This window comes from Mesorhizobium sp. WSM4822 (genome assembly GCF_055811155.1).
The window spans coordinates 142,267-166,538 of record NZ_JBVVQM010000006.1 but is presented as its reverse complement, the minus strand read 5'-3'; the positions used below and the strand labels follow the sequence as shown (position 1 = coordinate 166,538).

Below are 24,272 nucleotides of genomic sequence, written 5' to 3'. Positions count from 1 at the left end.
TCTCCTCAAACAGGTGCGGCCTCAAACAAGGTCCGGCTGGATCAGCACTTTGCATTGCGTGGTGCGGCGGCGAAGGCTCTCGAATATCTGCGGAACTGGCGAGAGGTCGATCCGGTCGGTGACCAGAGCTTGCGGTGCGAAAGGTCCGCCGCGCAGCGCATCGAGGGCGACGCCGAATTCGTTGTGCTGATGGAAGAAGACCGAGAACAGCAGGTTCACTTCCTTGGTCAGCGCAATGAACGGATCCCATTCGTCGCCGCCGATACACAAGCCGACGCCAACCACCGTGCCCTGCAGCCGCACCGCTTCGACCGCCGCGCCGATGAGGCCGCGCTTGCCGACGCATTCGAAGACAATGTCTGGCGCTCCGCCACAGAGATCGGCGAGGTTTTCGGTCAGCTTTTCGCCCGAAAGCGCGAAGCCGGTCGCGCCGAGAGCAAGCGCACGCTCGCGCTGATGGCCATGGATGTCGGCCACCACGACACGCGACGCCCCCATCCGCCGCGCCCAGAAGGCGACGAGCAGTCCGATCGGCCCAGCGCCCAGGATGGCGACCCGATCCCCCGGCTTCATGCCCGAGCGGACGATGCAATGCAGAGCGACCGACAGTGGCTCGGCCAACGCACCATCCTCGAGCGCCACATCGCCGGGCAGGATATGACACTGGCGTGCGGCCACGGTCGCGTATTGCGCATAGCCGCCGCCGATCAGCTCCATCTCGCGACAGCGCGCCGGATCGCCGCGCTCGCAGGCTTCGCAGTGTGCGCAACCGCGCATAGGCGCGACGGCGACACGGTCACCGATCCGAAGGCCTGTTGCCTCCGATCCGACCGCGACGATGTCCCCAGAGAATTCATGGCCGAGCACGAAGCCTGCCTCGATGCCGAAAGGCACGGGGTCCTCGGTGATATGCAGATCGCTGCCGCAGATGCCGCAGGCGGCGACACGCAAGACGACCTCGCCCGGTGCCGGCGTCGGGTCCGGCACCGTGCCGATCCGCAGCGGGACGCCGACCCTATCGAAGATGGCGGCTTTCATGAATCCTCCTCGTCAGCGGTTCGGGTCGACAAGCTTGCGCCGGATCGGGAACCATGGTGCATCCCACCGTTTCGAGATCAGGCCCCAGATGCCCGTCCGGGCGTAGAGCGCTACCAGAAGCGTCATCAGGCCGAGGACAACGAAATAAGTCGCGCCGTATTCGCCGAACCAGCGGTCCGCGATGAAGAAAATCAGGGATCCGATCAGAACGCCCTCGATGGAGCCGATTCCGCCGACCATGACGATGAAGATCGCGACGTTCGCCCACATCGGATCGAAGGCCGAACCCGGGGTGATGCGGAGCTGCGCCATGAAATAGATCGCCCCGGCAAGACCGCAGCCGACCGCCGACGCGACGTAGATCAGGAAGCGCAGCTTGACGACATTCACGCCCTGGCTCGCGGCCGCGACCGGATTGTCGCGCATGGCGATCAGCGCAAGGCCGAAGCGCGAGCGAAGCAGCCAATAGCTGCCGCCCAGCGTGACGAGCAGCATCCCCGCGCAGAGCAGCGACATGGCGACATTCCGCTCGAAGGCCGAATAGTCCTTCATCACGGGAAGCGACATGCCCGCGCCGGAATTGACGAGCGGCAGGTTCGAGGCGGTCAGCCGGAAGACCTCGGCCACCACCCATGTGCCGATCGAAAAATAGGGGCCATCCAGGCGATGCAGCAGCAGGTAGATCGGCACGGCCAGCGCGGCCGGCACCAGCAGCGAAAGGAAGACCGCCACAAACGGATTGATGCCGTAAGTCTGGGCCAACACGAAGAGCGCATAGCCGGCCGCTCCCATGAAGGCATGCTGACCCACCGAGACGAGGCCGGCATAGCCGGCGAGCAGGTTCCACATCTGAGCGACGGCGATGTAGCAGCACAGCACCAGAATCGACCGGATCGTGCCGGTCGAGGCCCACCATGGCATGGCGGCGACACCGATCAGCGCCAGCACAGCCAGCGTCATCGCGATGCGACCGGACCGGGTCTGGCGTTGGACCAGGACCTCAGGCACCTCGGTTGCCACATAGGGGATCGCACTCATGACAATGCCTTTCCGAACAAGCCCTGCGGGCGGGTCGCCAGCACGATCAGGAAGACGATATGTCCGGCGAGCACGCCGAAGCCCGGATCGATGCGGAAGCCAATGGCCTGCGAGATGCCGAGCACCATCGAGCCGGCGAAGGCGCCCCATACCGTCCCCATGCCGCCGATGATCACCGCTTCGAAGGCGTAGATCAGCTGGGCAGGTCCGTCGGCCGGCGCGACGGTCGACCGCAACGCCTGGAAGACGGCTGCAAAGCCGAGGATGCCGACCGCTGCCGCTGTCGCCATCGCATAGACGGCGCGCGGATTGATGCCGGTCATCGCCGCTGCCTCGACATCGGCCGACGCGGCGCGGAGCGCCCGGCCGAAGCGCGTGCGCTTCAGAGTCAGGTCGAGGCCTCCTGTCAACCCCGTGGCGACGGCCAGCACGATCAGCGGCAGGAGGCCGACATAGATACCGCCGATCTCGATGGATTGACTCTCTATTCCATGGCCGGGCAACGATCGGCTGTTCGCGGACCATATCTGGAGCATCAGGTTCTGCAGCGCGATCGACAGTCCGAAGGTGGCGATCAGCGAGGGCAGCGGATCGCTGCCCACCACGCGGTTCAGCACGGCCTTCTGCAGCACCCAGCCCATCAGCACCGCGAGCGGCACCAGTAAGATCAGCACAGGCAGCGGTCCCAGACCCCAGGCCGTGGCTATCGAAATGCCTATCAGCGACAAAAGGATCACCAGATCGCCATGGCTGATGTTGACGATCCGCATGACGCCGAACATCAGCGCCATGCCGAGCGCATACTGGGCATACATGCCGCCCAGCAGGACTCCCTGCACCAAGGCGTCAAACCACTCCATGGCCTGCTCCAAAATAGGCTTTGCCGATCTGCTCGCGCGTGATTTCGGCGGACCTGCCGGTCAGGGTCACGCGCCCCTCCAGCATGCAGTAGAGGCGGTCCGTAGCGGTTCGAGCGAGGCCGACATCCTGCTCGACCACGATCATCGCCGTTCCGGTGGCGCGGATTTCGGGCAAGGCGGCATAGATCTCGCGGATCACCTTCGGCGCAAGACCAAGGCTGATCTCGTCGCAGAGCAGCACGCGAGGCTGGCAGAGCAGTGCGCGGCCGATCGCCACCATCTGTTGCTGCCCGCCCGAGAGGCTCTGGACCTGCGTGCGGGCCTTCTCCTTTAGGATCGGGAACAGCAGGTGCAACCGCGGCAGCGTCCATCCGCCCTTGGCGCCCATGCGCGCGGCCTGGTCGATGGCGACGCGCAGATTGTCCTCGACCGACATGCCGGTGAAGAGCCGACGGCCCTCCGGCACGATGGCGACACCCTTCTGCACCATGCGGTCGGTGGTGGTGCCGCCAACGGCCTCGCCGTGCAGCAGCACCATCTCGCGCGCAACCGGGAGCAGGCCCATGATCGAACGCAGGAGTGTGGATTTTCCTGCCCCGTTGGCGCCGATCAAGGCCACGGCCTCACCCTGGTGCAGCTCGATGTCGACGCCGTAGAGCGCCTGAAAATCGCCATAGCGGGCCAACAGCCCGTGGGTGGAAAGAACGGCCGTCATGCCTCGATCCCCATGTAGACGCGCTGGACCTCGGGCAGCGCAATCACTTCGGCTGGCACGCCTTCGGCGATCTTCTCGCCGAAGTTCAGTACCAACAGCCGGTCGGCCACCGCCAGCAGCGCGTGCAGCACATGCTCGATCCACACGATGGTGATGCCGCGGTCACGAATGCGGCGCACCAGCGCCACCAATGCCTTCGATTCATCGTCGGTCAGCCCGCCCGCGATTTCGTCCAGAAGCAGCAGCTTCGGATCCGAAGCCAGCGCGCGCGCCAGTTCCAGCCGCTTGCGGTCGAGCAGGGTGAGAGCGCCGGCCGAGACATTGGCCTTGTCGGAGAGCTCGCAATCGCGCAGGACCTGGGCGCAGAAGGCATAGCTTTTCTTCTCCGACCGGCCGCCGCCGAAAGCGGCGGCGACCAGCAGGTTTTCGAAGGTGGTCATGCCGGAATAGGGACGCGGGATCTGATAGGTTCGCCCGATGCCCATCTGGCAGCGCCGGAAGGGCGGCTCGCCGCGAAGCGCGGTGTCGCCGAGCTGGATCTCGCCGCCGGACGCCTTCAAATCGCCGCTGATCATGTTGAACAGCGTCGTTTTGCCCGCCCCATTCGGGCCGAGGATGCCCAGCACCTCGCCCCGATGCACGTCGAAGCTCACCTCATGCAGGACGCGGACAGCGCCGAAGGACTTCGACACGCCGTGCGCTTTCAGCAGGATTTCCCTACCCATAACTCTGCCCGCGTTTCCCGCTCATGTCACCAGGCGATCGGCTGGATAGCCTGCTGCGGCGCGAAGAGCTGATTGACCGTGTTGTCGACGATCTTCAGGTCATAAGGCCATTTCTCGCCCTTCACCCACTGGCCGCCGAAGATCGGCGTCTTGCAGATGTTCTTGTGGGGCGAGCCGTCGAACTTGATATGACCGACCAGCGTCTGCAGATCGGTAGCGACCAGAGCGTCACGATTGGCCGCACGGTCGAGCGGATTGGAAGAGCGCTTCAGTATGTCGAGGGCGACCTCGAGCAAGGCATGCGAATAGCCCAGCGGCTGCGTCCACTGGCGCTTCGTATCGGCTTCCCATTGGCTGGCGATGTCGCTGCTGACCTGGCCGGTCAGCGACGACTTGAACGGGAAGGCCGGTGTCCACCAGACCTCCGAGGACATGCCGTTGCCTAGAGGACCCATGGCCTCGACGCCACCCGGGAACAAGAGCGCCGCCGCCACCGTGACCGCCTTCGGCTTGAAGCCCTGCTGGTTGCACTGGGTGACGAAGGTCTTCAGATCGTCGGGATAGGTGATGCCGCCGATGATCTCGCAGCCCTGCTTCTTGAACTCGGCTATCTGTGCGGAAAAATCATTGGTGCGGGGCTGGAAATAGCCGGGCACCACGACCTCGTAGCCGGCCTTGCGGGTCGGCGCTGGCAAGCCATATTCGTCGTTGCCCCAGGTCTCGCCGTCGATGTTCTGGGGGAACAGCATCCCGACCTTCTTGTTGGTCTCCAGATGGTTCCAGAGCCCGACGAAGGTGTTCAACGCCTCGTCGAGGCCCCAGAAGAAGTGATAGGTCCAATCGAAGGTCTGCTTGCCGCCGCCGCGCGGCATGATCACCGCTTGCCAGGGAGCGCCCGAGGAAATGCAGGGCGTTTCATAAAGCTCGGCCTGCTCGGCCGCGGGCAGGATCGTGTCGGTGGTCGAGGCCGGCACGAGCAGATGCACCTCGTCGTTCAGGATCAGATTGCCGGCGATTTCCGATGCCTTGTTCGGATTGGACTGGCTGTCGCGGTCAAGAATCTCGATTTCGTAAGTATTGCCGTCGGCGCATTGCAGCTGGCCGCCGAGCAGGGCGCGGATCTTCTGCAAGGTGTAGCCATCCGTTTCACCAAAGAGGGCGAGCGGTCCGGTCGTCGGGCTGAGATAGCCGAGCTTGATCTTTCCCGCCGTCGCGGCGCGCACATAGGCCGGCATGCCAAGCGTGCTGGCCGCAAGGCCGGCTCCAATCCCCTTCAGGACGCTTCGGCGGCTGGGCCGCAAGCCCGATTTCACCAGTCTGTTGTAGTAGCTCATCGTCGGTTCCTCCCTGGGTTAAGTTTCTCCGGCCCACGGGACCGGTCTCAGTTCAAAGCGGCTTCAGGTCATCCTCAGCAGTGAGCCGCCATCGATTACGATCAGCGAGCCCGTGACGTAAGACGCGGCCGGCGACGCCAGATAAAGCGCCAGGCCCTTGATCTCTTCCGGGTCGCCGATCCGACCGAGCAGCGACTGGGCCTCGAAGGCCTTGCGGTCCGCCGGATTGCGCAGCCGGCCGCCGGCGATGTTGGTGATGAACGGTCCGGGCAGGATGGCATTGATGCGGATGTTGTAGGCGCCGAGCTCCATCGCCATGTGGCGAACGAGATGGTTCACCGCGGCCTTGGCGGGCATGTAGGGCGTGCCCACGATGCTCTCGTTGATCAGCGATGCAATGGACGACGTGACGATGATCTGGCCGCCGCCATTCGGCTTCATGTGCCGGACGGCATGCTTGATCGTGGTGTAGACCGAGGTCAGGTTGATCTCCATCACCTTGTCCCAGTGCTCGTCGGGCAGGTTCTCGATGGCGCCCTCGGGGTTCCTTTCGCCCGTCGGGGTGTTGAAGCCCGGCCCGGCATCGATCCCGGCATTGGCGAACACGACATCGATCGAGCCCGCCTTCCCGGCGACCTTGTCGAAGGCTGCGGCCATGGCCGCGCGGTCGCCGACATCGACAACCTGGCCCCAGACATCGCCACCCACCGCCATGATCGCGGCCACGGTCGTGTCAAGCCCGGCAGGGTTCAGGTCGAAGATACAGACCTTCGCCCCGTGCTCGGCCATGATCTCGGCATAGGCCTGCCCGATGCCGCTGGCGCCCCCGGTGACGATCACCGACTTGCCTCTGACATCGAACATCTTTTCAAGTGCGGCCATCAGTTTCCTCCCTTGTGCGACAGCACGAAATCGAACTCCACGTCGTAGAACGGGGCCGCAACCTCGACCCTGGCGGCAGCTTCGGCGTCCTCGACCTTGCGGAATTCGGCGAGCAGGCTCTTCTTCACGCCGAAGACGGCATCTGAATCGATGTACGGGTCGTCCGGGTCGAAGATGTGCGTGGTCAGCGCTTCGAAGCCCGCGGCCTCGACGATGTAGTGGAGATGCGCCGGACGATTTGGGTGACGCCCCAGCGCGCCGAGCAGCTTGCCGACCGGGCCGTCGTCCGGGATCGGGTAGTATTTGGGCTTCACGCCGCGGAACCAGTAGCGCCCGTCCGCGCCGGTGCGGAAGACGCCGCGCAGGTTGAAGTCGGGTTGGATGCCCTTCTGCTGCACGTCGTAGAAGCCCTCGTCATTGGCCTGCCAGACGTCGATCTTGGCGCCTGCGATCGGCTTGCCCTCGGTATCGAGGATGCGGCCATGCACGAACATGGGCTCGCCCTTCTGGTCGAGGCAGATGTTCGAGCCCATCGGCAGTTCGGGCGCATCGGCGACGTGGAAGGGTCCCAGCACCGTCGATTCCGAGGCGCCCGACGGCTTGCGGTTGTTGATCGCATCGACCAGCATCGAGACACCGAGAACATCCGACAGCAGGATGTATTCCTGCCGCCACTCGTTGCAGATCTGGCCTGTCCGCGTCAGGAACATGATCGCGCCGAACCATTCCTCCTGTGTCGGCTCGATCTCCTTCACCGCCTCGTGCAGCTTGCGGGTGATGACCTCCATCACCTCTTTGAGTCGCTCGTCCTTGGCGTTCCTGTTCCGCGCCACCACGACCTCGGCCGAGTTCGCTTCGGTGAAATAGCCGGATTCGTGTTCGTCGATCATGCGATCCTCCTCAGCGCGCCAGAACGGATTTGAAGACCCGGCGCAGTTCGGCCGCCGGATCGGCCGCCAGCGTTTCGGAACGCCAGGCAACATGATGGTCGGGACGAACGATCAGGCAGCCGTTGTCGCGGATCTCCCGCGCGCCGGCCCAGTCGCCGGTATGATCCTCGATCGCGCGACGCGGGCCGATCACATGGCTGCGGATCGGCAGACCGAGTTCCGCGCGCACCGTCTCCGCCGCTGCGACCCACGCCTCGCCGCCAATGCCGGTCAACAGCGTGAACTCGCCATGCCCGCAAAGATCGAGCGTCGAGACTTTCCTGCCGGAGCGCTCGAAGACCCAGACATGGGGCAAGCGCGCACCGGGCCACGTTGTCGGCGCATAATGCAGCTCGCGATCCTTCTCGAAAGGCGGCTCGCCCTGGCCGTCGGTCACCACCGCGCCGGAGGCATAGCGCTGGTTCATCTCGACGCCATGGGCGTCGAACTCGTACTTCTTGAAGGCGATGGCCTTGCGGAGCGCCTCGCGCTGCGCTTCGGCGACGGGCGTCGCATCGGCGCGAGCCTCCATGTTCCTGTGGATCTTGTCGTGATCCACGCCGCCGTCCATGCCGAGCGCCTCGAAGATCGGTCCGAATTCGGCGATGGACTGGTTCGCCCGTGTCACGATCTGGCGCGCGATCGGTGCGCGCTCGGCCGAGAAGCTGTCCAGAAGCCCGACCCCCGCCTGCCCCTTGATGACCTTGGCAAGCTTCCAGGCGAGGTTGAACCCGTCCTGGATCGATGTGTTCGAGCCGAGCCCGTTCGAGGGCGGATGCCGGTGCGCGGCATCGCCCATGATGAACACCCGCCCCTTCTGCATATGCGTGGCGAAGCAGTTGTTCACGGTCCAGGTGTTGGCGCCCAGGAGCTCGATCTCGAGCGCGGGATCTCCGACCAGTTGACGCGCGACGCTGGTGGCTAGTTCCGGCGTCACTTCAGGCGGCGGCTGGTTGATGTCGTAGCCCCAGACGATCAGCCATTCGTCCCACGGCCGCACCATGCGCACGAGACCCATGCCGATGCCGCCGACGTCGGCGCCGGGCTGCATGACCCAGTAGAGGACGCTCGGCCGGTGGGCGACATATTTCGAGAGATCAGCCCTGAACAGGATGTTCATCGAGCCGCCAACGCCCATCTTGCCCTCGAGCGGCAGGCCCAGATGCTCGGCCACCAGCGAGTTGCCGCCGTCGGCGCCGACGAGGAACTTCGACCGCACGGTGAAATCCTTGCCCGACAGCCGATCGTGGCAGGTCGTGGTCACGCCGTCCGCATCCTGGACATGGCTGACATATTCCGTGCTCATGCGGGCCTGCGTGCCGCGGGCGCAGGCCGACTTGAACAGGATCGGCTCCATGAAGGTCTGCGGCAGATCGTTCATGAAGCAGGGAGACGACAGGAGATGTTCGGCCTTGGAGAGCGGATGGACGCCCCAGCTCTTCATGCGGCCGATCTCCTCGCCGGCCAGGCTTTCGCAGAACACGTTCTCGCCCATCAGCTCCTGCGGGGAGGCGTGCATCATGGCTTCGGCCTCTACCTCCGGCCCAAGGTCGCGCAGCACTTCCATCGTGCGCTGGTTGGTGATGTGGGCACGCGGCGTGTTCGACAACCAGCGATAGCGATTGACGATCATGTTGGCGACGCCATAGCTGGACAGCAGCGCGGCGGTGGCCGAGCCGGCCGGGCCAGTGCCGACGATCAGCACGTCGGTTTCGATATCCGCCATTAAATTCCTCCCTCGATCTTCGGACCGGTCAGCCTGCGGCGAACCGGAAACAGGTGCAGGCCCTTGCGGGACGCGATCAGGCCCCACAGCCCCTTTGGTGCAAAAAGCATCACGACGACGGCGATGAGGCCGAGCGTCATCAAGTACCAGCTGCCGTAGTCGGCCAGCGCCGAGCGCAGCGCAAAGAAGACCAGCACACCGAGGATCGGCCCCTCGATGGTGCCGATGCCGCCGATGACGACTATGAAGATGACGTTGGCGGTCCAGTCGGTGACGGCAAAGGCCGCTCCCGGCGAGATGCGGGCCGTCTGCAGAAAGATCAGCGCGCCGGTCAGCCCGGTGGCGGCCGCGGCGATCAGAAAGACCGCCCATCTGAGCCGGCCGGTATCGACGCCGACCGATTGCGCCGCGTCGACATTGTCGCGCACCGCCGCCAGCGCCAGCCCGAGGCGATTGCGCAGCAGCCAATAGATGCCGCCGGTCACAGCTACGACCAACGCCAAAGCCAGCCAGTAGGCCAGGACGTCGCGTGCCGCGGCCTCGCGGACGCCGAACAGCGCCCTGATCGCATCGGTGCCCAGGATGCTGCTCGTCGCCTCGCGCGGCAGCGAAGTGCCGGTGCCGCCGCCGAGCGCCTTCCACTGCGCGACCAGCAGGCGCGTCACTTCAGCGATCACCCAGGTGCCGATGGCGAAATAGGCGCCCTGCAAACGGAATGCGAAGAAGGCCGTCGGAACCGCCAGCACCAGCGCCGCAAGCCCCCCCAGTGGGATCGCCAGGACCGGATTCCAGCCAAGCAGGATCACGCCGGCGAACATCGCGTAGGCGCCGATGCCGACGAAGGCCTGCTGACCCACCGAGACCAGGCCGCCATAGCCCGCCAGAAGGTTCCATATCTGCGCCAGCGTCAGCATGGTGAGGATGAAGAACAGATCCTGTATGACGCCCCGCGAGGCCACGGCAGGCAGCGCGAGCGCGGCGACGATGACGATCGGCACCGTGATCGCGGTTACGGTTCCGGCGCGGGTGCGGGTTGTCAGTCGATACATGCCGCCCCTCAATCCACTGCGCGCGGAAAAAGCCCGCGCGGTTTGAGCAGCATCACGGCCAGGAAGGCGATGTGGCCGGCCAGGATCTGCCATTCCGGATTGAGCGCGGCACCAAACGTCTGCGCCACGCCGATGATGATCCCGCCCGCGAGCGTTCCCCATAGGCTGCCGAGGCCGCCGATGATCACCGCCTCGAAGGCATAGATCAGCCGCGCCGGCCCGATCGAAGGATCGAAGTTTGCCCGCATGCCGAGATAGAGGGCCGCCAGCGTCACCACGATCATGGCGATCCCGGTGGCGATCGCGAAAATCCGCTTCGGCTCTATCCCCATCAGCCCCGCCGTCACGGCGTCGTCCGAGGTGGCGCGGAAGGCACGGCCGAGCGCGGTGTGGTAAAAGAGCCCGTTCAGGGCAATGATCATCACGATCGCCGAGGCAAAGGTCATCAGCGGCATGATCCCCACCGTGACCAGCCCGAGATCGAGCGATGCCCCTTCCAACGCGCCCACCGGAATACGGCGGCTGTCGGCGGAGAAGGCCTCGAGCAGGCCGTTCTGCAGGGCGACCGACAGGCCGAAGGTGACCAAAAGCGGCGGCAGGATGTCCTTGCCCAGTACGCGGTTCAGCACGGCGGCCTGCAGCAGCCAGCCGAGCGCGAACATCGCCGGCATGGCGACCAGGGCAGCGATCCAGGGCGACAGGCCGAGCAGCGTGACGCCCATCAAAACCAGATAGGCGGCAAGAATGATGAGGTCGCCATGGGCGAGATTCACCAGCCGCATGATGCCGAAGACGAGGCTCAATCCCGCTGCAAACAGGGCATAGAGCCCGCCCAGCAGAATCCCCTGCACGAGAGTGTCCAGCCAGATCATCGCCGCGCCACCTCGATCAGGCCATGAGAGCGCTGTGCGAGCAGATGACGGAATCTCGGATCCCTGGTCATGACGCCACCCCGAAATAGGCAGAATGGATGTCTTCGCGCGTGACCTCGGCCGTCCTGGCGGCCAGCGTGACGCGGCCCTCCATCATGCAGTAGACGCGGTCGGCGACCGCCAGCGCCTTGCCGATATCCTGCTCCACCAGCACGATCGCGGCGCCGCTTTCGCGGATCCTGGGAAGGGCTGCGTAGATGTCGCGGATGACGACGGGCGCGAGGCCGAGGCTGATCTCGTCGCAGAGCAGCAATTGGGGGTTCGACATCAGCGCCCGGCCGATCGCCACCATCTGCTGCTGGCCGCCCGAGAGCGCTGTGCCGGGGCTCTTGCGCCGCTCGCGCAGGATCGGAAAAAGATCATAGACCGCGTCGAGGTTCCACGGCCCCGGCACCTTGCGCGCCTGCCCGCCGACCAGCAGGTTTTCCTCGACGGTGAGCGAAGGGAACAGTCGGCGCCCCTCCGGCACCATGGCGATGCCGCGCTTCATGATCTCGGCCGAAGACAGCGCGCCGATCGGCTCGCCCCTGTGCAGCACCATGCCGGGCTCGTTGCCGATCACGCCCGTGATCGAGCGCATCAGCGTGGATTTTCCTGCGCCATTGGCGCCGATAATCGCCACGCATTCGCTCGCGGCCACCCTGATATCCACACCGAACAGCGCCCGGAACTGGCCGTAATTCGCGGTGAGGCCACGCGTTTCCAGCATCAGACCTCAAGCCCCAGATAGATTTCGCGAACCGCCTTCGAGGCCATGATCTCATCAGGCGCACCGATCCCGATCACACGCCCGAAATCCAGCACGAGAAGCCGCTCTACCACCGAATTCAGGGCGTGTAGCACATGCTCGATCCAGATGATTGTCGTGCCCCTGGCGTGGATCGCCTTGATCGTCGCGACCAGGGCCTTGCATTCGCCCTCCGTCAGACCGCCGGCGATCTCGTCCAGAAGCAGAAGCTCAGGGCCTGTCGCCAGGGCGCGGGCGAGTTCGAGGCGCTTGCGGTCGAGAAGGCTCAGCGAGCCGGCCACGAAATTGGCCTTCCTGAGAAGCTCCGTCTCCTCGAGGATACCAGCGCAATCGTCAACCATCTCGGCCTCGCGTCCGCCGCGGCCGAAGGCGGCAGCGGTCAAGAGATTTTCGAACACGGTCAGCCCCTCGAAAGGCTGCGGAATCTGGAAGCTGCGGCCAACGCCCATGCGCACCCGCTCCCTCGCCGGAGCACGGGTCACGTCGCGGCCGAGCAATTCGATGCGCCCCTCATTGGCAAACAGATTGCCGGTGATCAGGTTGAAGAGCGTCGATTTTCCCGCGCCGTTCGGGCCGATAATGCCCAGCGCTTCGCCGCGCGGCACGCTGACGGTCACGGAATCCGCAACCTTCAGGGCGCCGAAGGACTTCGAAACGTTTTCCAGCCTGAGTATCATCACTGTCATCCTTGGGTCGCGCCGAACGAGGGCGGCGGTATCAGCCGCCCTCGGCAGCGTCAGGCCAGGGCTTCCATCTTGCCGGCGGTGGGTATCTCGGAGGCGCCGGCGTTTTCGACGATCACCAGATCGAAGCCGCCACCGGCCTTCTTGCGCCACTGCCCGCCAACGAGCGGTGTCTTGCAGACGTTCTTCGCGGCGAAAGGTGGCAATCCCGCACCGCTCCAGGCCACTTTGCCCACCACCGTCGTCATGTCGGTGGCCGCTATCGCCGCCGCGATCGCCTCGGCATTGGTTGGATCCGACACGCGGCCCATGACATTGGCCGCCACCTCGAACAGCGAATGGACAAAACCGATCGGCTGGGTCCAGGGACGGCCGGTCTTGGCGGTAAAATCCGCCGCGAGTTCCGCCGAGCTCTCGCCCGTCACGGACGATTTGAACGGATGCGAGGCCGACCACCAGACCTCGGACGAGAGGTTGTGGCCTGCGTCGCCGAGCGTCTCGACCGATTGCGGGAAGAGGATCGCCTTGGCCACCGTCACCGCCTTGGGCTTGAAGCCCTGCTGACGGGCCTGGTTCCAGAAGGTGGTGAAATCGGGCGGAATGACCACACCGGTGACGATCTCGGCATTGGCCGCCTTGAAGACGTTGACCTGCGCGGTGAAATCGTCCGAGAGGTTCTGATAGCGACCGGGATCGGCAAGGCTGAAACCGGCGGCATCGAGACCCGGCTTCAAGCCGTTCTTCGGGTCGCCCCAGGCATTGCCGTCGGCATCGTTCGGGAACAGCCCGCCCACCTTGCCGTTGGTGGAAAGCTGTTTCCACATGCCGGTGTAGACGGCGATGATGTCTTCGAGACCCCAGAAATAATGATAGGCGAAATTGAAAGGCTTCCACGAGGACGGATCGGCCGGATTGCCCTGCTGGCCGATGAACCAGGGCTGCCACGGCGCCATCGTCGAGATGACCGGCACGCCCTCCGCCTCGCAGGTGGTGGCCACCGGGTTGGTGTTCTCGGGTGTCGAGCCGACGAGCATCAGGTTGATCTCGTCATCGACGATCAAGCTCTTCGCCACCTCGGCCGCGCGATTGGGATTCGACTGGCTGTCCTTGACGATGACCTCGAAGTTCTTGCCCGCCTCGGAAGCGAGGAAGGCCTTGATGTTGTAGGCATCGCTCTCCGCGAAGCCGGCAAGCGGCCCGGTCTGCGGCGAAACATAGCCCAGGCGGATCTTGGCGCCTTGCGCGATGGCCGGCGTCGCCAGGCGCGAACCGGCCAGCGCCAGGCCTGTCGCCGCCGCGGCTTTCAGTAGGCTGCGTCTTGTGATCACTGTAGTTCCTCCCTCTTGTTTTATTCTCAAGCCCCCGGACGGCGTCCCTCCCACGCCGCCTGAAGGAGTTCCCTTATCGATCCCCGATCGATTGGCCTCGGATTCGCATAGGCATTCTTGACCGCGATCGCCGCCGCGCGGTCGAGATCGGTCTCCTCGATGCCGATCGCCTTCAAGCTCAGCGGAGAGCCGACCGACTGTGCGAAATCCCAGAGCCCGACGCCCGCCGAGCCACTACCGAATGCTTCGGCGATCGGGCGCAGCAGATCAGGCACCGCCGTTTCGTTGAAGGCGGTCGTGTAGGGCAGCAGGATGGCGTGGGTTTCGGCATGCGGCGTATCGAACGAGCCGCCGAAGACATGCGCCAGCTTGTGATGCAGCGCCATCGAGACATAGCCGAGTGCGGTCGAGCAGCACCACGCCGCATAGAGCGCCTGCGTCCGCGCCGCGCGATCCTGCGGGTCGCCGATCAGCCTTGGAATGCCGTCCTTGAAGGCAATCATGGCATCCCTGCACATCAGCACGATCACCGGGTTGCGATCGGGGGCATACAAGGCCTCCATCGCATGAGCGATCGCGTTCATCGCCGAGGTCACGGTGAGACCTACCGGCAGGCTCAATGTCAGATCGACGTCGTAGATCACCGTCTCGGGGCGGATGCCCGGCGAGCGGCGGGTGGTCTTCTCGCCGGCCGTGGTCTCGCCGAGGATGTCGGTCATTTCCGAGCCGGCATAGGTGGTGGGAATGACCACCTGGTCGGCGCCGGTGCGCACGGCAATGGCCTTGCCGAGCCCGGTGGTCGAGCCGCCGCCGAGGCTGACGACCGCCGAAGCGCCGCTGCTGCGGAAGGCATCGACGGCCTTTTCCGTGACATCGACAGGGGTATGCATGACCGCGCCGGCAAAGATCCCGGCCGCGAGGCCACCAAGGCTTGCGGCCAGTCTTTCCGCATCGCCCTTCTGGTGCGGCGTCGACAGCACCATCACCTTGTCATGGCCGAGCCGCCGGACTTCCTCCTCGACGCGAGCCATGCTGCCGGCACCGAAGACTACCCGTGTCGTCAGGCCCGGAAAGGTGAAGCTGTCCATCATCGCGCCGCCTCCATGCGCGGGCCGCGTCCGGCCGCGAGGTCGTCGAGGATCGTGCCCAGCATGGCGATCTCGGCGTCCGAGACCTCATGGCCGCGGCCCGGGAACAGATCGGCCCGCAGGCTCGCGCCAAACCGGCCCAGCGATTGCGCGGCATCGGCAAACGCCGAGACCGGTATCCAGGGATCGGCATCGCCACCGGAAAGATAGATCGGCATTCCGGCCGGCGCCGCCTCGGATCTTTCGTCCGCCGGAACGCCGACACGGCAGCCCGTGAAGGCCGCCAAAGCGTCCGGCGGCGGCAGCCCCGCGCAGAGATATTCGATCGACAGACACGCCCCTTGCGAGAAGCCCGCGAGAAGAATCGGCAGTCCGGGCAGTTCGGCCCGCGCCGCGACCATTGCGGCCGCAAGGTGGTCGAGCGCGTCGGAAAGCTGCGCGCGGGCGACCGGCGTCAACGGGTCGACGGCACGCGCCTCCCACCACATGCCGTGTGGTGCACGCGGCAAGATAAAGGCCACGGCGGTCGCGGAAAGCCGCGACAGCACATGCGACTGCATCTCTTCGGGCGATTGGCCGCGGCCGTGGACGAAGACGCAGATCGCCTTCGCCTCCGGGCCTCTTGGCCCAAGCCGGAGCGGACCGCTGCCTGAACTCACGTGAAATCCGCCTCTTCCAGGCCGGCCTGCAATTCGCTCTCGCGGTCCTTGAACCACGGCGGGAAGACCAGCGTCTTGCCGATCTGGCCCGGAGGCTCATCCTTGGCCCAGCCTTCCGGCGTGGTCCAGGCAATTTCGAACAGCGCGCCTCCGGGCGAGCGGACATAGCAGGACTTGAAGTAGTTGCGGTCCTTCTGCTCCGATATATCCGTGAAGCCGAGGCCCTCTATATGGGCGCGCAGTTTCAGCTGGTTCTCTTCGTCGCCGGTGTTGAGGGCTAGATGGTGGATGGTGCCGCCAGCCAGCGTCCAGGTGCCCTGCGGGCTGTCGCGATCGACAATGACCTCCACGCGCTGAGCGACGCCGGCCGCGTCGGGCACGCGGAACACCAGCCCTTCGTGGTCGTCGGCCTCTTTCTCCATCGGCAATGCGATGGTCAGGAAGTCGTCCATGGCGGTGCGGTCCATCACCGCCACCACGGCGCCGTAGATTCCCTTGATGCCGTGGGCCTTGCCGATGCCCTGCGTTTCGTTGGCGATGGGCGCGCGTGGATCCCTGTCGCTTTCCACCAGCTCATGCGGGATGCCGCAGGGATGTGCGAAAGCCGCACGGTCGGCGCCAAAACGAGTTATCTTGATGGCCTCGATGCCGCGCGCGTTCAACCGGTCGACCCAGAAATCCACGGCCCCCTTGGGGATCGACTGCATGATGGTGCGCGACTGGTTGGACCCGCGGCGGCCATAGACGCCTGGCTTGCGGAACGGGAAGGTGGTGATGATCGTCGAGGCATCGCCGTTGGGCGAGCCGTAATAGAGGTGGTAGACAGGGATGACGCCATCGAACAAGACGGTGCGCTTGACCGAATGCAGGCCCAGTGCCTTGGTATAGAAATCAAAATCTTCCTGAGCGCTGTCGGTCGAGAGCGTCAAATGGTGGTAGCCGCTGACACGTGCCATCGGTCATCTCCTCCCAGAGGTTTCGGTTTCGCCCCGCCGCTGCGGGCAGAGCACGAGGTTGAGGTCGAGCGCGTGCTTCCGTTTTCCTCCGTTGGGCGGCAGCGCGCGGAACTCGGCCATGAGTTCGGGTTTGACCCCGAAGATGGCATCCCGGCCGATCGCGGGGTCCGACCGGTCGAAGATGTGGGTCGTCAGCGTTTCGAAGCCCTCCGCCGAGACGCGAAAATGGATGTGGGCCGGCCGCACGAGGCCAAGGCCAAGTGCCGACATCAATTGGCCGACTGGGCCGTCCGACGGCAGCGTGTAGCCCTTCGGCTTCACCGTCGTGAAGCGGAACCGCCCCTGCGGATCGGTACGGAAGCGTCCGCGCAGATTGAATTCAGGCTGCCTATCAGGTTCCTGGTTCTCGTAGAGACCCTCGGCATTGGCCTGCCAGATCTCGACCACCGCATCGCCGATCCCCGCGCCGTCGAGCGCGACGATCCGGCCGGCAACTTCCAGCGGCTCACCCTTGTGATCGCGCGAAATGTTCGCGCCGAGCGGCATCTCCGGCACGTCGGCCCGGTAGAAGGGGCCGGCCAGGGTGTTTGGGGTCGCCCCAACAGGGCGCGGGCTGTTCTGATCCTCGATCAGCGAAGACACGCCCAGGACGTCGGCGAACAGCACCCATTCCTGGCGCCGCGCATCGGCGTAGTGGCCAACCTCGGTCAGAAAATCGATCGCCTGCCGGAATTCCTCGCCGGAGGGCCGCAACTCGACGATCAGCGCGTGCAAACCGTCGACGGCTGCCTGTGCCGCCGCCGCCAGGCGGGACTGGCCCATTGCCGTCAGGCGCCGTGAGAATTCCTCGGCCTGCGTCGAGATCGCCTTGGGGAATTCATCTCGCTTCGGGTCGTGCTGGCCGTGCATTCCGCCGGGGCCTCCCTTCCCCTTGCCAAGCGGGATAGCACGGCCCGACGCGATGCTTGATGAGATGTGGCGTCCCTTGTATAGCGTTTTGCTATGAAGCTGAACGAGCGCCACCTCATGCAGCTCGCCGCGGTGCTGGATGCAGGCGGCGTGTCGGAAGGAGCCGCTATGCTGGGCCTGACCCAGCCGGCAGTCAGCCGATCGCTGGCCATGCTGGAGGCACGGGTGGGCGAGCCGCTTTTCCTCAAGGGCCGCCGGCCGCTGCAGGCGACACCGCTCGGCTTCCAGCTGGCGGCGCAGGGCCGCACGATCATCACCGCGTCGCGCAAGGCGTCGGATGCGGTGCAGGGCTTCATGAAAGGCACCAAGGGCGTCGTCCGTGTCGGCGGTGTGCCTTTCTTCATGGATGCGATGATCAGCCGGATGATCGGAGAATTCCAGAAGCTCGAGCCCGAGGTCACCGTCCAGCAAAGCTATATGAACCTGCCCGAGATGGTCGCGGCGCTGGAGAGCAACCAGATCGATCTCGGGATCGTGCCGATCGGCGTGCTCGACCTGGGACCCGGCTTCGAATTCACGGAAATCCTGCCCGGACGCAACGTCGTGGCTTGCCGGCCCGACCATCCCCTGCTGCGAAATCGCCGCCTCAGGGCGCATGACCTGACCAGCTTTCCCTGGGTTGCCCCCCTACCCGGCTCTCCGCTGATGTCGGACCTGCAGATGATCCTGATGAGCATCGGCATGTCGGACCTCAACGTCCGCTATTCGGGAGGCTCGCTGATGAGCGTGATCAACTTCCTTGCCGAAACCGATGCGCTGGCGGTGCTGCCATTCTCGGTGGTCTTCGCGCAGCGCAAGGAAAACCGGGTGACGGTGCTACCCTATGAAATTCCGCAGCCCAGCCGCTCGCTTGGAATCCTGCGCCGGGTCAGCGGGCCACGCTCGCCCGCGGCAGAGCGCTTCGCCGGCCACGTCACGACCGCCTTCGAGAATCTGAAGCACATCATCAAACGGCACGAGAATGCCGTCGTCTGGGGGCGGTAATCCGGCCTCGCTATTCGAATGATGCGGTGGCGTCACATAACGCGCATGTTTCCTCCAGCCGGAGGCGCTTCATCCCCGCGTCGCCGGTTAGGCTCGACGGCCGCCCGCCCCCAAAAGCCGTCGGGCCGCCAGAAATCCCGATATCCTATTGGCTCTCCCTCCTCCACCTCGCCATCACTGCGTAAACGCCTTGGACATCTGGTCCACAAAGGGTTTCAACAGATAGGACCAGACATTGCGTTCATCGGTGCGGATATGAACCTCGGCGGGCATACCTGGCCTCAGCACCTTCGCTTCGGTCAGGCAGTTCGATTTGCTTTCAACCTTGATACGCGCCGAGAAATAGGAAAGCTGACGTTGCGGATCTTTAATCAGATCTGCCGAGATGTGTTTCACTGACCCTTGGCAGACCGGAGTGGTTCCCACGTCGAACGCCGGAAAACGGATCGATACCGGCTGCCCCGGGCGGACGTCGTCGACCCGCGACGGCGGGATCAGCGCGTCCACCACAAGATCATCGGCATCAGGTACGATGGTCATGAGCATCTCGCCAGGCGCGATAACGCCGCCGACGGTATGGACAGCCGATTCCTGTATCGTTCCGGACTGCGGCGCGCGGATCGTTGTCTTGGTCAATTCATCCTGGGCCACAATCCTCCGTTCGTTGAGTTCGGTCTGCTTAGCTTCCGTCTCGCGGAGTTCGGTCGTCACGTCAGTGCGCCTTTGGTCATCCAGTTGCAGCATCTGCAACCCCGTTTCGCTGATGCGCGCCTGCGCTTCAGCTACTGCTGCAGCGAGGCGCCCCGATTCTCCCCTGGCCCGGGTGGCATCCAGCTTGATGTTGCTTAGCCTCTCCTTGGAGACGAGTTTTTTGGCGTAGAGGGAATCAACGTCCGCGAAATCCTTGTTCAGCAGAGCAACCGATTCATCCACCGCGCTCTGCTGCGCCTTAAGGCCGTCGATCTGACGTTCAAGTTGCTGGGATTGGCTTCTCAACTGTGCCTTCTGTCCAGCCAAAGCCGAAGCGCGCGTTTCAAAGAGAGCGCGCTCGCCATTGACGAGCGCAGCCAGCTCCGGCTGGTTCATTCGCGCCTTCAGGCCGGCCGGCAGCTGCATTTCCGCCAGGCCCGTGCGCTCGGCCTCCAACCGGGCGAGGCGGACGGTCGCGCGATCGAGATCCTCACTGATGATTTGCAGGTTCGCACGAGTCAGCGTGTCATCCAGTCTGACCAGCACGTCGCCGGCTCGTACATGATCTCCGTCCTGCGCGAAGATCCCGCCCACTGTGCCTCCGGTTTGATGCTGGACCTTCTTGACGTTGGTTTCCACCACCACGGTGGCTGGTGCAACCACAGCGCCGGCGATGTTGGTCAACCCCAGCCACAGGCCACCGCCAAGAACCAGCAGACCGGTAATCGCCAAGCCGAATATCAGGTTGGCCCGTATACCGTCCGACAGATCTGGCGCGCTCACGGCAGGCGGTTTGCTGCCACGAAGGGTCCGAGCATACGACGAGAAGGTGACGAATGTTTCGAGCAGAGCCTCATGCATGCCCGGCAACCCCCGGTATCGGCGCCAAAGAAGATGGCCGAGGTGGAACAGGCGGTGACGGTCGGAGCACGTTCGCCAAGACCTCTTCGCGCGAGCCAAAGGCATGAACCGTCCCATTCGACATAACCAGTACCTGATCGATGTTGGCGAGAGCTGAGGGACGATGCGCAACGACAATGACGATGCCTCCGCGCTGACGCACTGCCCGTATGGCGCCGGCCAGGGCAGCGTCCCCGTCCACGTCGAGGTTCGAGTTCGGTTCGTCGAGCACGACAAGAAACGGCTCGCCATAAAGTGCTCGGGCGAGACCCACGAGTTGCCTCTGCCCTGCCGACAGGGCCGCTCCGCCCTCGCCGATGCGGGTCTGAAATCCCTGAGGGAGTTGCATTATCACTTTCTCGACGCCGGCTGCTCTTGCCGCCGCAAGGACGCCTTTTGGATCCGTCTTGCCTCGGAACCGCGAAATGTTGTCTGCTACCGTGCCGTCAAACAACTCCACATCCTGCGGCATGTAGCCGATATGGGCGCCGAGCTGTTCCGAGTTCCATTGATCGAGAGAGGCGCCGTCCAATCTCACCGAGCCATGGAGCGGCTTCCACACCCCGACCAACGAACGCACCAAAGTTGTCTTGCCGGAACCGCTTGGGCCGATTACGGCCATCCCAGCGCCTCTCGACAGATGGAAGCTCACATTGACCACGGTTGGCTTTGGCAAGCCGGGAGGCGCAATGGTCAATTGCTCGACCGCAAACCGCGCCTGCGGCCGAGGCAACTCCATTGGCTCGTCCTGGCGGCCGAATGCCGCCATGACCGCCGCCAGCTCGGAATAGCTGCGCCGGGCCGACAGAAAGCCTCTCCAGTTTGCGATCGCAGCATCGACCGGAGCCAAGGCGCGGCCAAGCAAAATGGAAGATGCGATGATCACCCCAGGTGAAGCCTCGCCGCCGATCACCAGGTAAGCGCCGAGACCGAGAACACAGGACTGCAACGCCATCCGCAGGGCCTTCGACAGCGAACTGGCGCCACCAACGACGTCCGAGAGACGTTCCTGCTGGGCGAGATAGGCTCGGCTGACCTCGCTCCAGCGTCGAGCCAGTCGACCAGAAAGCCCCATTGCGTGAACGACTTCGGCGTTGCGGCGGCCGGAATCGGCAAGCGCCCGCTGCGACAGCAGCTCCTCCGAGGCACGCGCGGCGGGGCCTCGGCTAAACACTTCCGCAATCGCTGTTAAGAGGACCACGGCGATCGCACCGACCGTCGCCAGCAGGCCGAGCGAAGGATGGAGCAAATAAATGATAAGCAGATAAAAGGGGATCCACGGGGCGTCGAAGATGACCGTGGGTCCCGTTCCGGAGAGAAAGCCGCGCAGTCGGTCAAGATCATGCAAAGGCTGCAGACGGTCCGCATCACGCCCTGCCTTGAGCGGCAGGGACAGGGAGATGGAGAACACCTTCTGCTGCAAGTTCCTATAGAGCCGGCTGCCGATGCGGACCAGCACGCGAAGCCGCACGAAATCCAGAAGCCCGTATACGGCATACAGGCCCAGCATTCCGATCGTGAACCCCACCAGGGTGGGAACACTCTGCGACGGCAGAACGCGATCATAGATCTGCAGCATGTAGACCGAACCGGTCAGAGCGAGAATGTTTATCACTGCCGAGAACAGGGCCACGCCAAGCAGCCCAGGCATGCAGGCGAGAATGGCGGAACGGAGCTCGGGAGAACCGGCCCCCGATGTTTTCATGACCAGCGGTCGTTCGCGCGACACTGCCGCGCCGTTACTTCCGTAAGTTGTAATGGCTCAAACCTTTCTTAGTGCGCATAGCAGCCGCTATCCGTCGCCCCCCTTATTACGCTCTGCTTACATACGTCGACTTTGAGGAAAATGCAGCGGATTCGTGGCCTGAACCAGCGAAACGCGACCGCCGACGTCTCCCTGTCTGGGGATAACTTCCCGAAAGATGACGATTTTCGCTAAAGGAACTGGTCAGAACGGAGCCGGCCAAAGAGGCGTATGTCCTTGCTCCCAAACACTTTCAAAGGTGCCACGATCGGCTGAGCAAAATACCTGCTACTGAGTAACAACTTAGATCAATCAAACATTCTATCCCGCTGTGTTTCGTATTTGATTTCATCCTAATGTAGCAATCACCTAAGCAGACGCGGGGCATAAATCGAATCAACCAAAGGATCATTGGATGACACTCCATTATGCGTCCGGTGGATCAGCCACCGAAGTCGCAACCGCCGGGTTCAACCTGGTCGATGTTCAATATCTCTCGCAGGTCAATGCTTTGCCGGACGGCATGAAAGGCCTCGTCTATCTCAGCGCCCACGACGGCGTCACCTCCTCTTTCATCGAACAAGTTACGCCTTTTCTCAACAATCCCAAGGTGTTCGGGTTCTTCCTGATGGACGAGCCAGATCCCACCGGCAGATGGGGCACATATGCAAGTGCCGAAACCCTGAAGGCGGAGTCGGACTGGATCCATTCCCATTTTCCGGGCGCCAAGACGTTCATCACCATGATGAATATGGGCTCTCCAACAAACCCGGATTTTTCCAACACGTATAATCCGGCAAATACCGGCATCGACTACTATGGGTTGGACCCCTACCCGGTGCGCGATGACGTGAGCACGGTCGACTACAACATGATCGACAGGGCCGTGGCTGCGGCCGTCAAGTCCGGCATCCCGATGGACAAAATCATTCCAGTCTATCAGACTTTTGGCGGTGGCAACTGGACCACCGACACGGGCGGGAAGCATCAGATGCCGACGCCGGAACAGATGCAAACGATGATAGATCATTGGGCAGCACTGGTTCCGTCGCCTGCCTTCGATTATGCCTATGCCTGGGGCTCGCAGAACGGTGACACAGCTCTGGAAAATTCGCCGGAGTTGCAGGCTTTGTTCCAACAGCACAATCTCCAAAGCACCGGTGGCTCGGCCGCCCCCCCTGTAACCGATCCGATCGATACCACGACCCCGCCTCCAACCGACGTCGCCGCCCCTGCTCCGGCCACGCCTCCGACAGACGCCGCCGCTCCAGTTCCGGCCGCGCCGGCCCCGTCGGACAGCGATCATGTCTTCCATGGCACGCGCAGCGCAGATCGTTTTCACGCCACGACGGGCGATGACAAATATTTTGTCAACAACGCTCGTGACAAGGTGATGGAAGCGCCAGGCGGCGGCACTGACAAGGTCATGGCCTCGGTCAGCTACGCTCTTTCTGCGGGCTCACATATCGAGCAGCTCTCCACTGCTAGCTCTGGGGGCAGGACGGCCATCAACCTGACCGGCAATGAATTCGGCCAAGCCATCTACGGGAATGGCGGCGCCAACAAGATCAATGGTGGCGGTGGCGCCGACAAGATGACCGGATATGGTGGCAATGACACCTACTCCGTCGACAATGCTCACGACAAGGTGGTGGAGCAGAAGGGCAGCGGCATCGATAAAGTCCTCGCCTCTGTGAGTTTCGCCCTATCGGCTGGCTCGTACATCGAACAACTCGCGACCAGCAAGGCGTCCAGCAAGGCCGCGATCGACCTGACGGGCAATGAGTTCGCTCAGACCGTCAAAGGCAACGCCGGCGCCAACAAGATCGACGGCGGCGGTGGAGCCGATACTTTGACCGGCGGCCGCGGCAGTGATGTCTTCGTTTTCAGTACCGCTCTTGGCGACGGAAATGTCGACAGGATCACTGATTTCAACAAAGCCCAGGACAAAATCCACCTCGATCATTCCATCTTTGCCGGTCTCGATCAGGGGGGCCTCTCGTCGGACGCTTTCTTTGCCGGCAAAGCCGCGCATGACAGTTCCGATCACATTGTCTACAACAGTTCGACGGGAGCTCTTTCTTTCGACAGCGACGGCGTCGGAGGCGCAAACCAGATCCATTTCGCGAGCCTCTCTCCGCATCTGTCGATTACCGCATCGTCTTTCCTGGTCACCTGAACCAGCCCAGCGAAGAAATGCTCTAAGAAGTGGGGGGGGGGGGGGGGGGGCGGGGGGCGCCGCGGCGGGGGGGGGGGGGGGGGGGGGGGGGGGGGGGGGGGGGGGGGGGGGGGGGG

General features: G+C 63.9%; 22 protein-coding genes. 2 read left to right on the top strand and 20 right to left on the bottom strand.

All coding sequences use genetic code 11. From position 1 onward, the window contains the following. Positions 1-21 precede the first annotated feature (21 nt). The 18 genes from AC0L3E_RS15990 to AC0L3E_RS15905 all read right to left on the bottom strand — a co-directional run bounded on the left by AC0L3E_RS15990 (position 22) and on the right by AC0L3E_RS15905 (position 17,599). The gene (locus AC0L3E_RS15990) at positions 22-1,038 is read right to left on the bottom strand and encodes a zinc-dependent alcohol dehydrogenase (protein WP_473605141.1); all 1,017 of its coding nucleotides are present in this window, start codon (positions 1,036-1,038) and stop codon (positions 22-24) included. A gap of 12 nt (positions 1,039-1,050) precedes the next feature. Next, on the bottom strand, positions 1,051-2,076 hold the full coding sequence (locus tag AC0L3E_RS15985; RefSeq protein ID WP_473605139.1) for a branched-chain amino acid ABC transporter permease: 1,026 nt from the start codon (positions 2,074-2,076) through the stop codon (positions 1,051-1,053). Further along, entirely contained in the window at positions 2,073-2,936 is an 864-nt protein-coding gene (locus AC0L3E_RS15980) for a branched-chain amino acid ABC transporter permease (protein ID WP_127266427.1), read from the bottom strand. The genes AC0L3E_RS15985 and AC0L3E_RS15980 overlap by 4 nt, the downstream gene beginning before the upstream one ends. Further along, a complete protein-coding gene (locus AC0L3E_RS15975; protein WP_127266428.1) occupies positions 2,923-3,651 on the bottom strand; it encodes an ABC transporter ATP-binding protein in 729 nt (242 codons plus the stop codon). The genes AC0L3E_RS15980 and AC0L3E_RS15975 overlap by 14 nt, the downstream gene beginning before the upstream one ends. Continuing rightward, positions 3,648-4,376 (bottom strand): ABC transporter ATP-binding protein, encoded by a 729-nt coding sequence (locus tag AC0L3E_RS15970; RefSeq protein ID WP_473605138.1) that lies wholly within the window; start codon positions 4,374-4,376, stop codon positions 3,648-3,650. Before AC0L3E_RS15970 ends, AC0L3E_RS15975 begins: the two co-directional genes overlap by 4 nt. A gap of 26 nt (positions 4,377-4,402) precedes the next feature. After that, complete coding sequence (locus AC0L3E_RS15965) at positions 4,403-5,710, bottom strand: ABC transporter substrate-binding protein (protein WP_127266430.1); 1,308 nt, start codon at positions 5,708-5,710, stop codon at positions 4,403-4,405. A gap of 63 nt (positions 5,711-5,773) precedes the next feature. Continuing rightward, on the bottom strand, positions 5,774-6,592 hold the full coding sequence (locus AC0L3E_RS15960; protein WP_473605136.1) for an SDR family NAD(P)-dependent oxidoreductase: 819 nt from the start codon (positions 6,590-6,592) through the stop codon (positions 5,774-5,776). After that, positions 6,592-7,482, bottom strand: a complete 891-nt coding sequence (locus tag AC0L3E_RS15955) for an intradiol ring-cleavage dioxygenase (RefSeq protein ID WP_473602567.1) — start codon at positions 7,480-7,482, stop codon at positions 6,592-6,594. Before AC0L3E_RS15955 ends, AC0L3E_RS15960 begins: the two co-directional genes overlap by 1 nt. A 10-nt stretch (positions 7,483-7,492) precedes the next feature. Continuing rightward, complete coding sequence (locus AC0L3E_RS15950; protein WP_473605135.1) at positions 7,493-9,247, bottom strand: FAD-dependent oxidoreductase; 1,755 nt, start codon at positions 9,245-9,247, stop codon at positions 7,493-7,495. Beyond that, positions 9,247-10,296 (bottom strand): branched-chain amino acid ABC transporter permease, encoded by a 1,050-nt coding sequence (locus AC0L3E_RS15945; protein WP_127318880.1) that lies wholly within the window; start codon positions 10,294-10,296, stop codon positions 9,247-9,249. The genes AC0L3E_RS15950 and AC0L3E_RS15945 overlap by 1 nt, the downstream gene beginning before the upstream one ends. Before the next feature lie 8 nt (positions 10,297-10,304). Then, positions 10,305-11,168: a branched-chain amino acid ABC transporter permease gene (locus AC0L3E_RS15940; RefSeq protein WP_127318882.1), complete on the bottom strand. Its 864-nt coding sequence runs from the start codon at positions 11,166-11,168 to the stop codon at positions 10,305-10,307. A 67-nt stretch (positions 11,169-11,235) separates the two neighbouring features. After that, positions 11,236-11,937 carry an ABC transporter ATP-binding protein gene (locus AC0L3E_RS15935; RefSeq protein ID WP_128309035.1) on the bottom strand — a complete coding sequence of 234 codons (702 nt, stop codon included), beginning with the start codon at positions 11,935-11,937 and terminating at the stop codon, positions 11,236-11,238. Further along, positions 11,937-12,653: an ABC transporter ATP-binding protein gene (locus tag AC0L3E_RS15930; protein WP_473605134.1), complete on the bottom strand. Its 717-nt coding sequence runs from the start codon at positions 12,651-12,653 to the stop codon at positions 11,937-11,939. Before AC0L3E_RS15930 ends, AC0L3E_RS15935 begins: the two co-directional genes overlap by 1 nt. 59 nt (positions 12,654-12,712) lie before the next feature. Further along, positions 12,713-13,987, bottom strand: a complete 1,275-nt coding sequence (locus tag AC0L3E_RS15925) for an ABC transporter substrate-binding protein (RefSeq protein WP_473605133.1) — start codon at positions 13,985-13,987, stop codon at positions 12,713-12,715. A 26-nt stretch (positions 13,988-14,013) separates the two neighbouring features. Next, on the bottom strand, positions 14,014-15,078 hold the full coding sequence (locus AC0L3E_RS15920; protein WP_473605132.1) for a maleylacetate reductase: 1,065 nt from the start codon (positions 15,076-15,078) through the stop codon (positions 14,014-14,016). Next, positions 15,075-15,734, bottom strand: coding sequence for an alpha/beta hydrolase (locus AC0L3E_RS15915; RefSeq protein ID WP_128309629.1), 660 nt, complete (start codon positions 15,732-15,734; stop codon positions 15,075-15,077). The genes AC0L3E_RS15920 and AC0L3E_RS15915 overlap by 4 nt, the downstream gene beginning before the upstream one ends. Then, positions 15,731-16,690 (bottom strand): VOC family protein, encoded by a 960-nt coding sequence (locus AC0L3E_RS15910; protein WP_127266441.1) that lies wholly within the window; start codon positions 16,688-16,690, stop codon positions 15,731-15,733. The genes AC0L3E_RS15915 and AC0L3E_RS15910 overlap by 4 nt, the downstream gene beginning before the upstream one ends. A 3-nt stretch (positions 16,691-16,693) precedes the next feature. After that, positions 16,694-17,599, bottom strand: a complete 906-nt coding sequence (locus tag AC0L3E_RS15905; protein WP_128309630.1) for a dioxygenase family protein — start codon at positions 17,597-17,599, stop codon at positions 16,694-16,696. A 93-nt stretch (positions 17,600-17,692) separates the two neighbouring features. Between AC0L3E_RS15905 and AC0L3E_RS15900 the strand changes: the two genes are divergently transcribed. Continuing rightward, positions 17,693-18,643, top strand: a complete 951-nt coding sequence (locus tag AC0L3E_RS15900; RefSeq protein ID WP_023808937.1) for a LysR family transcriptional regulator — start codon at positions 17,693-17,695, stop codon at positions 18,641-18,643. Positions 18,644-18,817: 174 nt separating this feature from the next. On the opposite strand, the gene AC0L3E_RS15895 is transcribed toward AC0L3E_RS15900, so the two are convergent. Both AC0L3E_RS15895 and AC0L3E_RS15890 read right to left on the bottom strand, forming a co-directional pair. After that, positions 18,818-20,194 (bottom strand): HlyD family type I secretion periplasmic adaptor subunit, encoded by a 1,377-nt coding sequence (locus tag AC0L3E_RS15895; protein WP_128307791.1) that lies wholly within the window; start codon positions 20,192-20,194, stop codon positions 18,818-18,820. Next, entirely contained in the window at positions 20,187-21,938 is a 1,752-nt protein-coding gene (locus tag AC0L3E_RS15890; protein WP_164898546.1) for a type I secretion system permease/ATPase, read from the bottom strand. Before AC0L3E_RS15890 ends, AC0L3E_RS15895 begins: the two co-directional genes overlap by 8 nt. A gap of 454 nt (positions 21,939-22,392) precedes the next feature. Here AC0L3E_RS15890 and AC0L3E_RS15885 point away from each other — a divergent pair, with 454 nt between their 5' ends. Beyond that, a complete protein-coding gene (locus AC0L3E_RS15885; protein WP_473605131.1) occupies positions 22,393-24,156 on the top strand; it encodes a calcium-binding protein in 1,764 nt (587 codons plus the stop codon). Positions 24,157-24,272 lie beyond the last annotated feature (116 nt).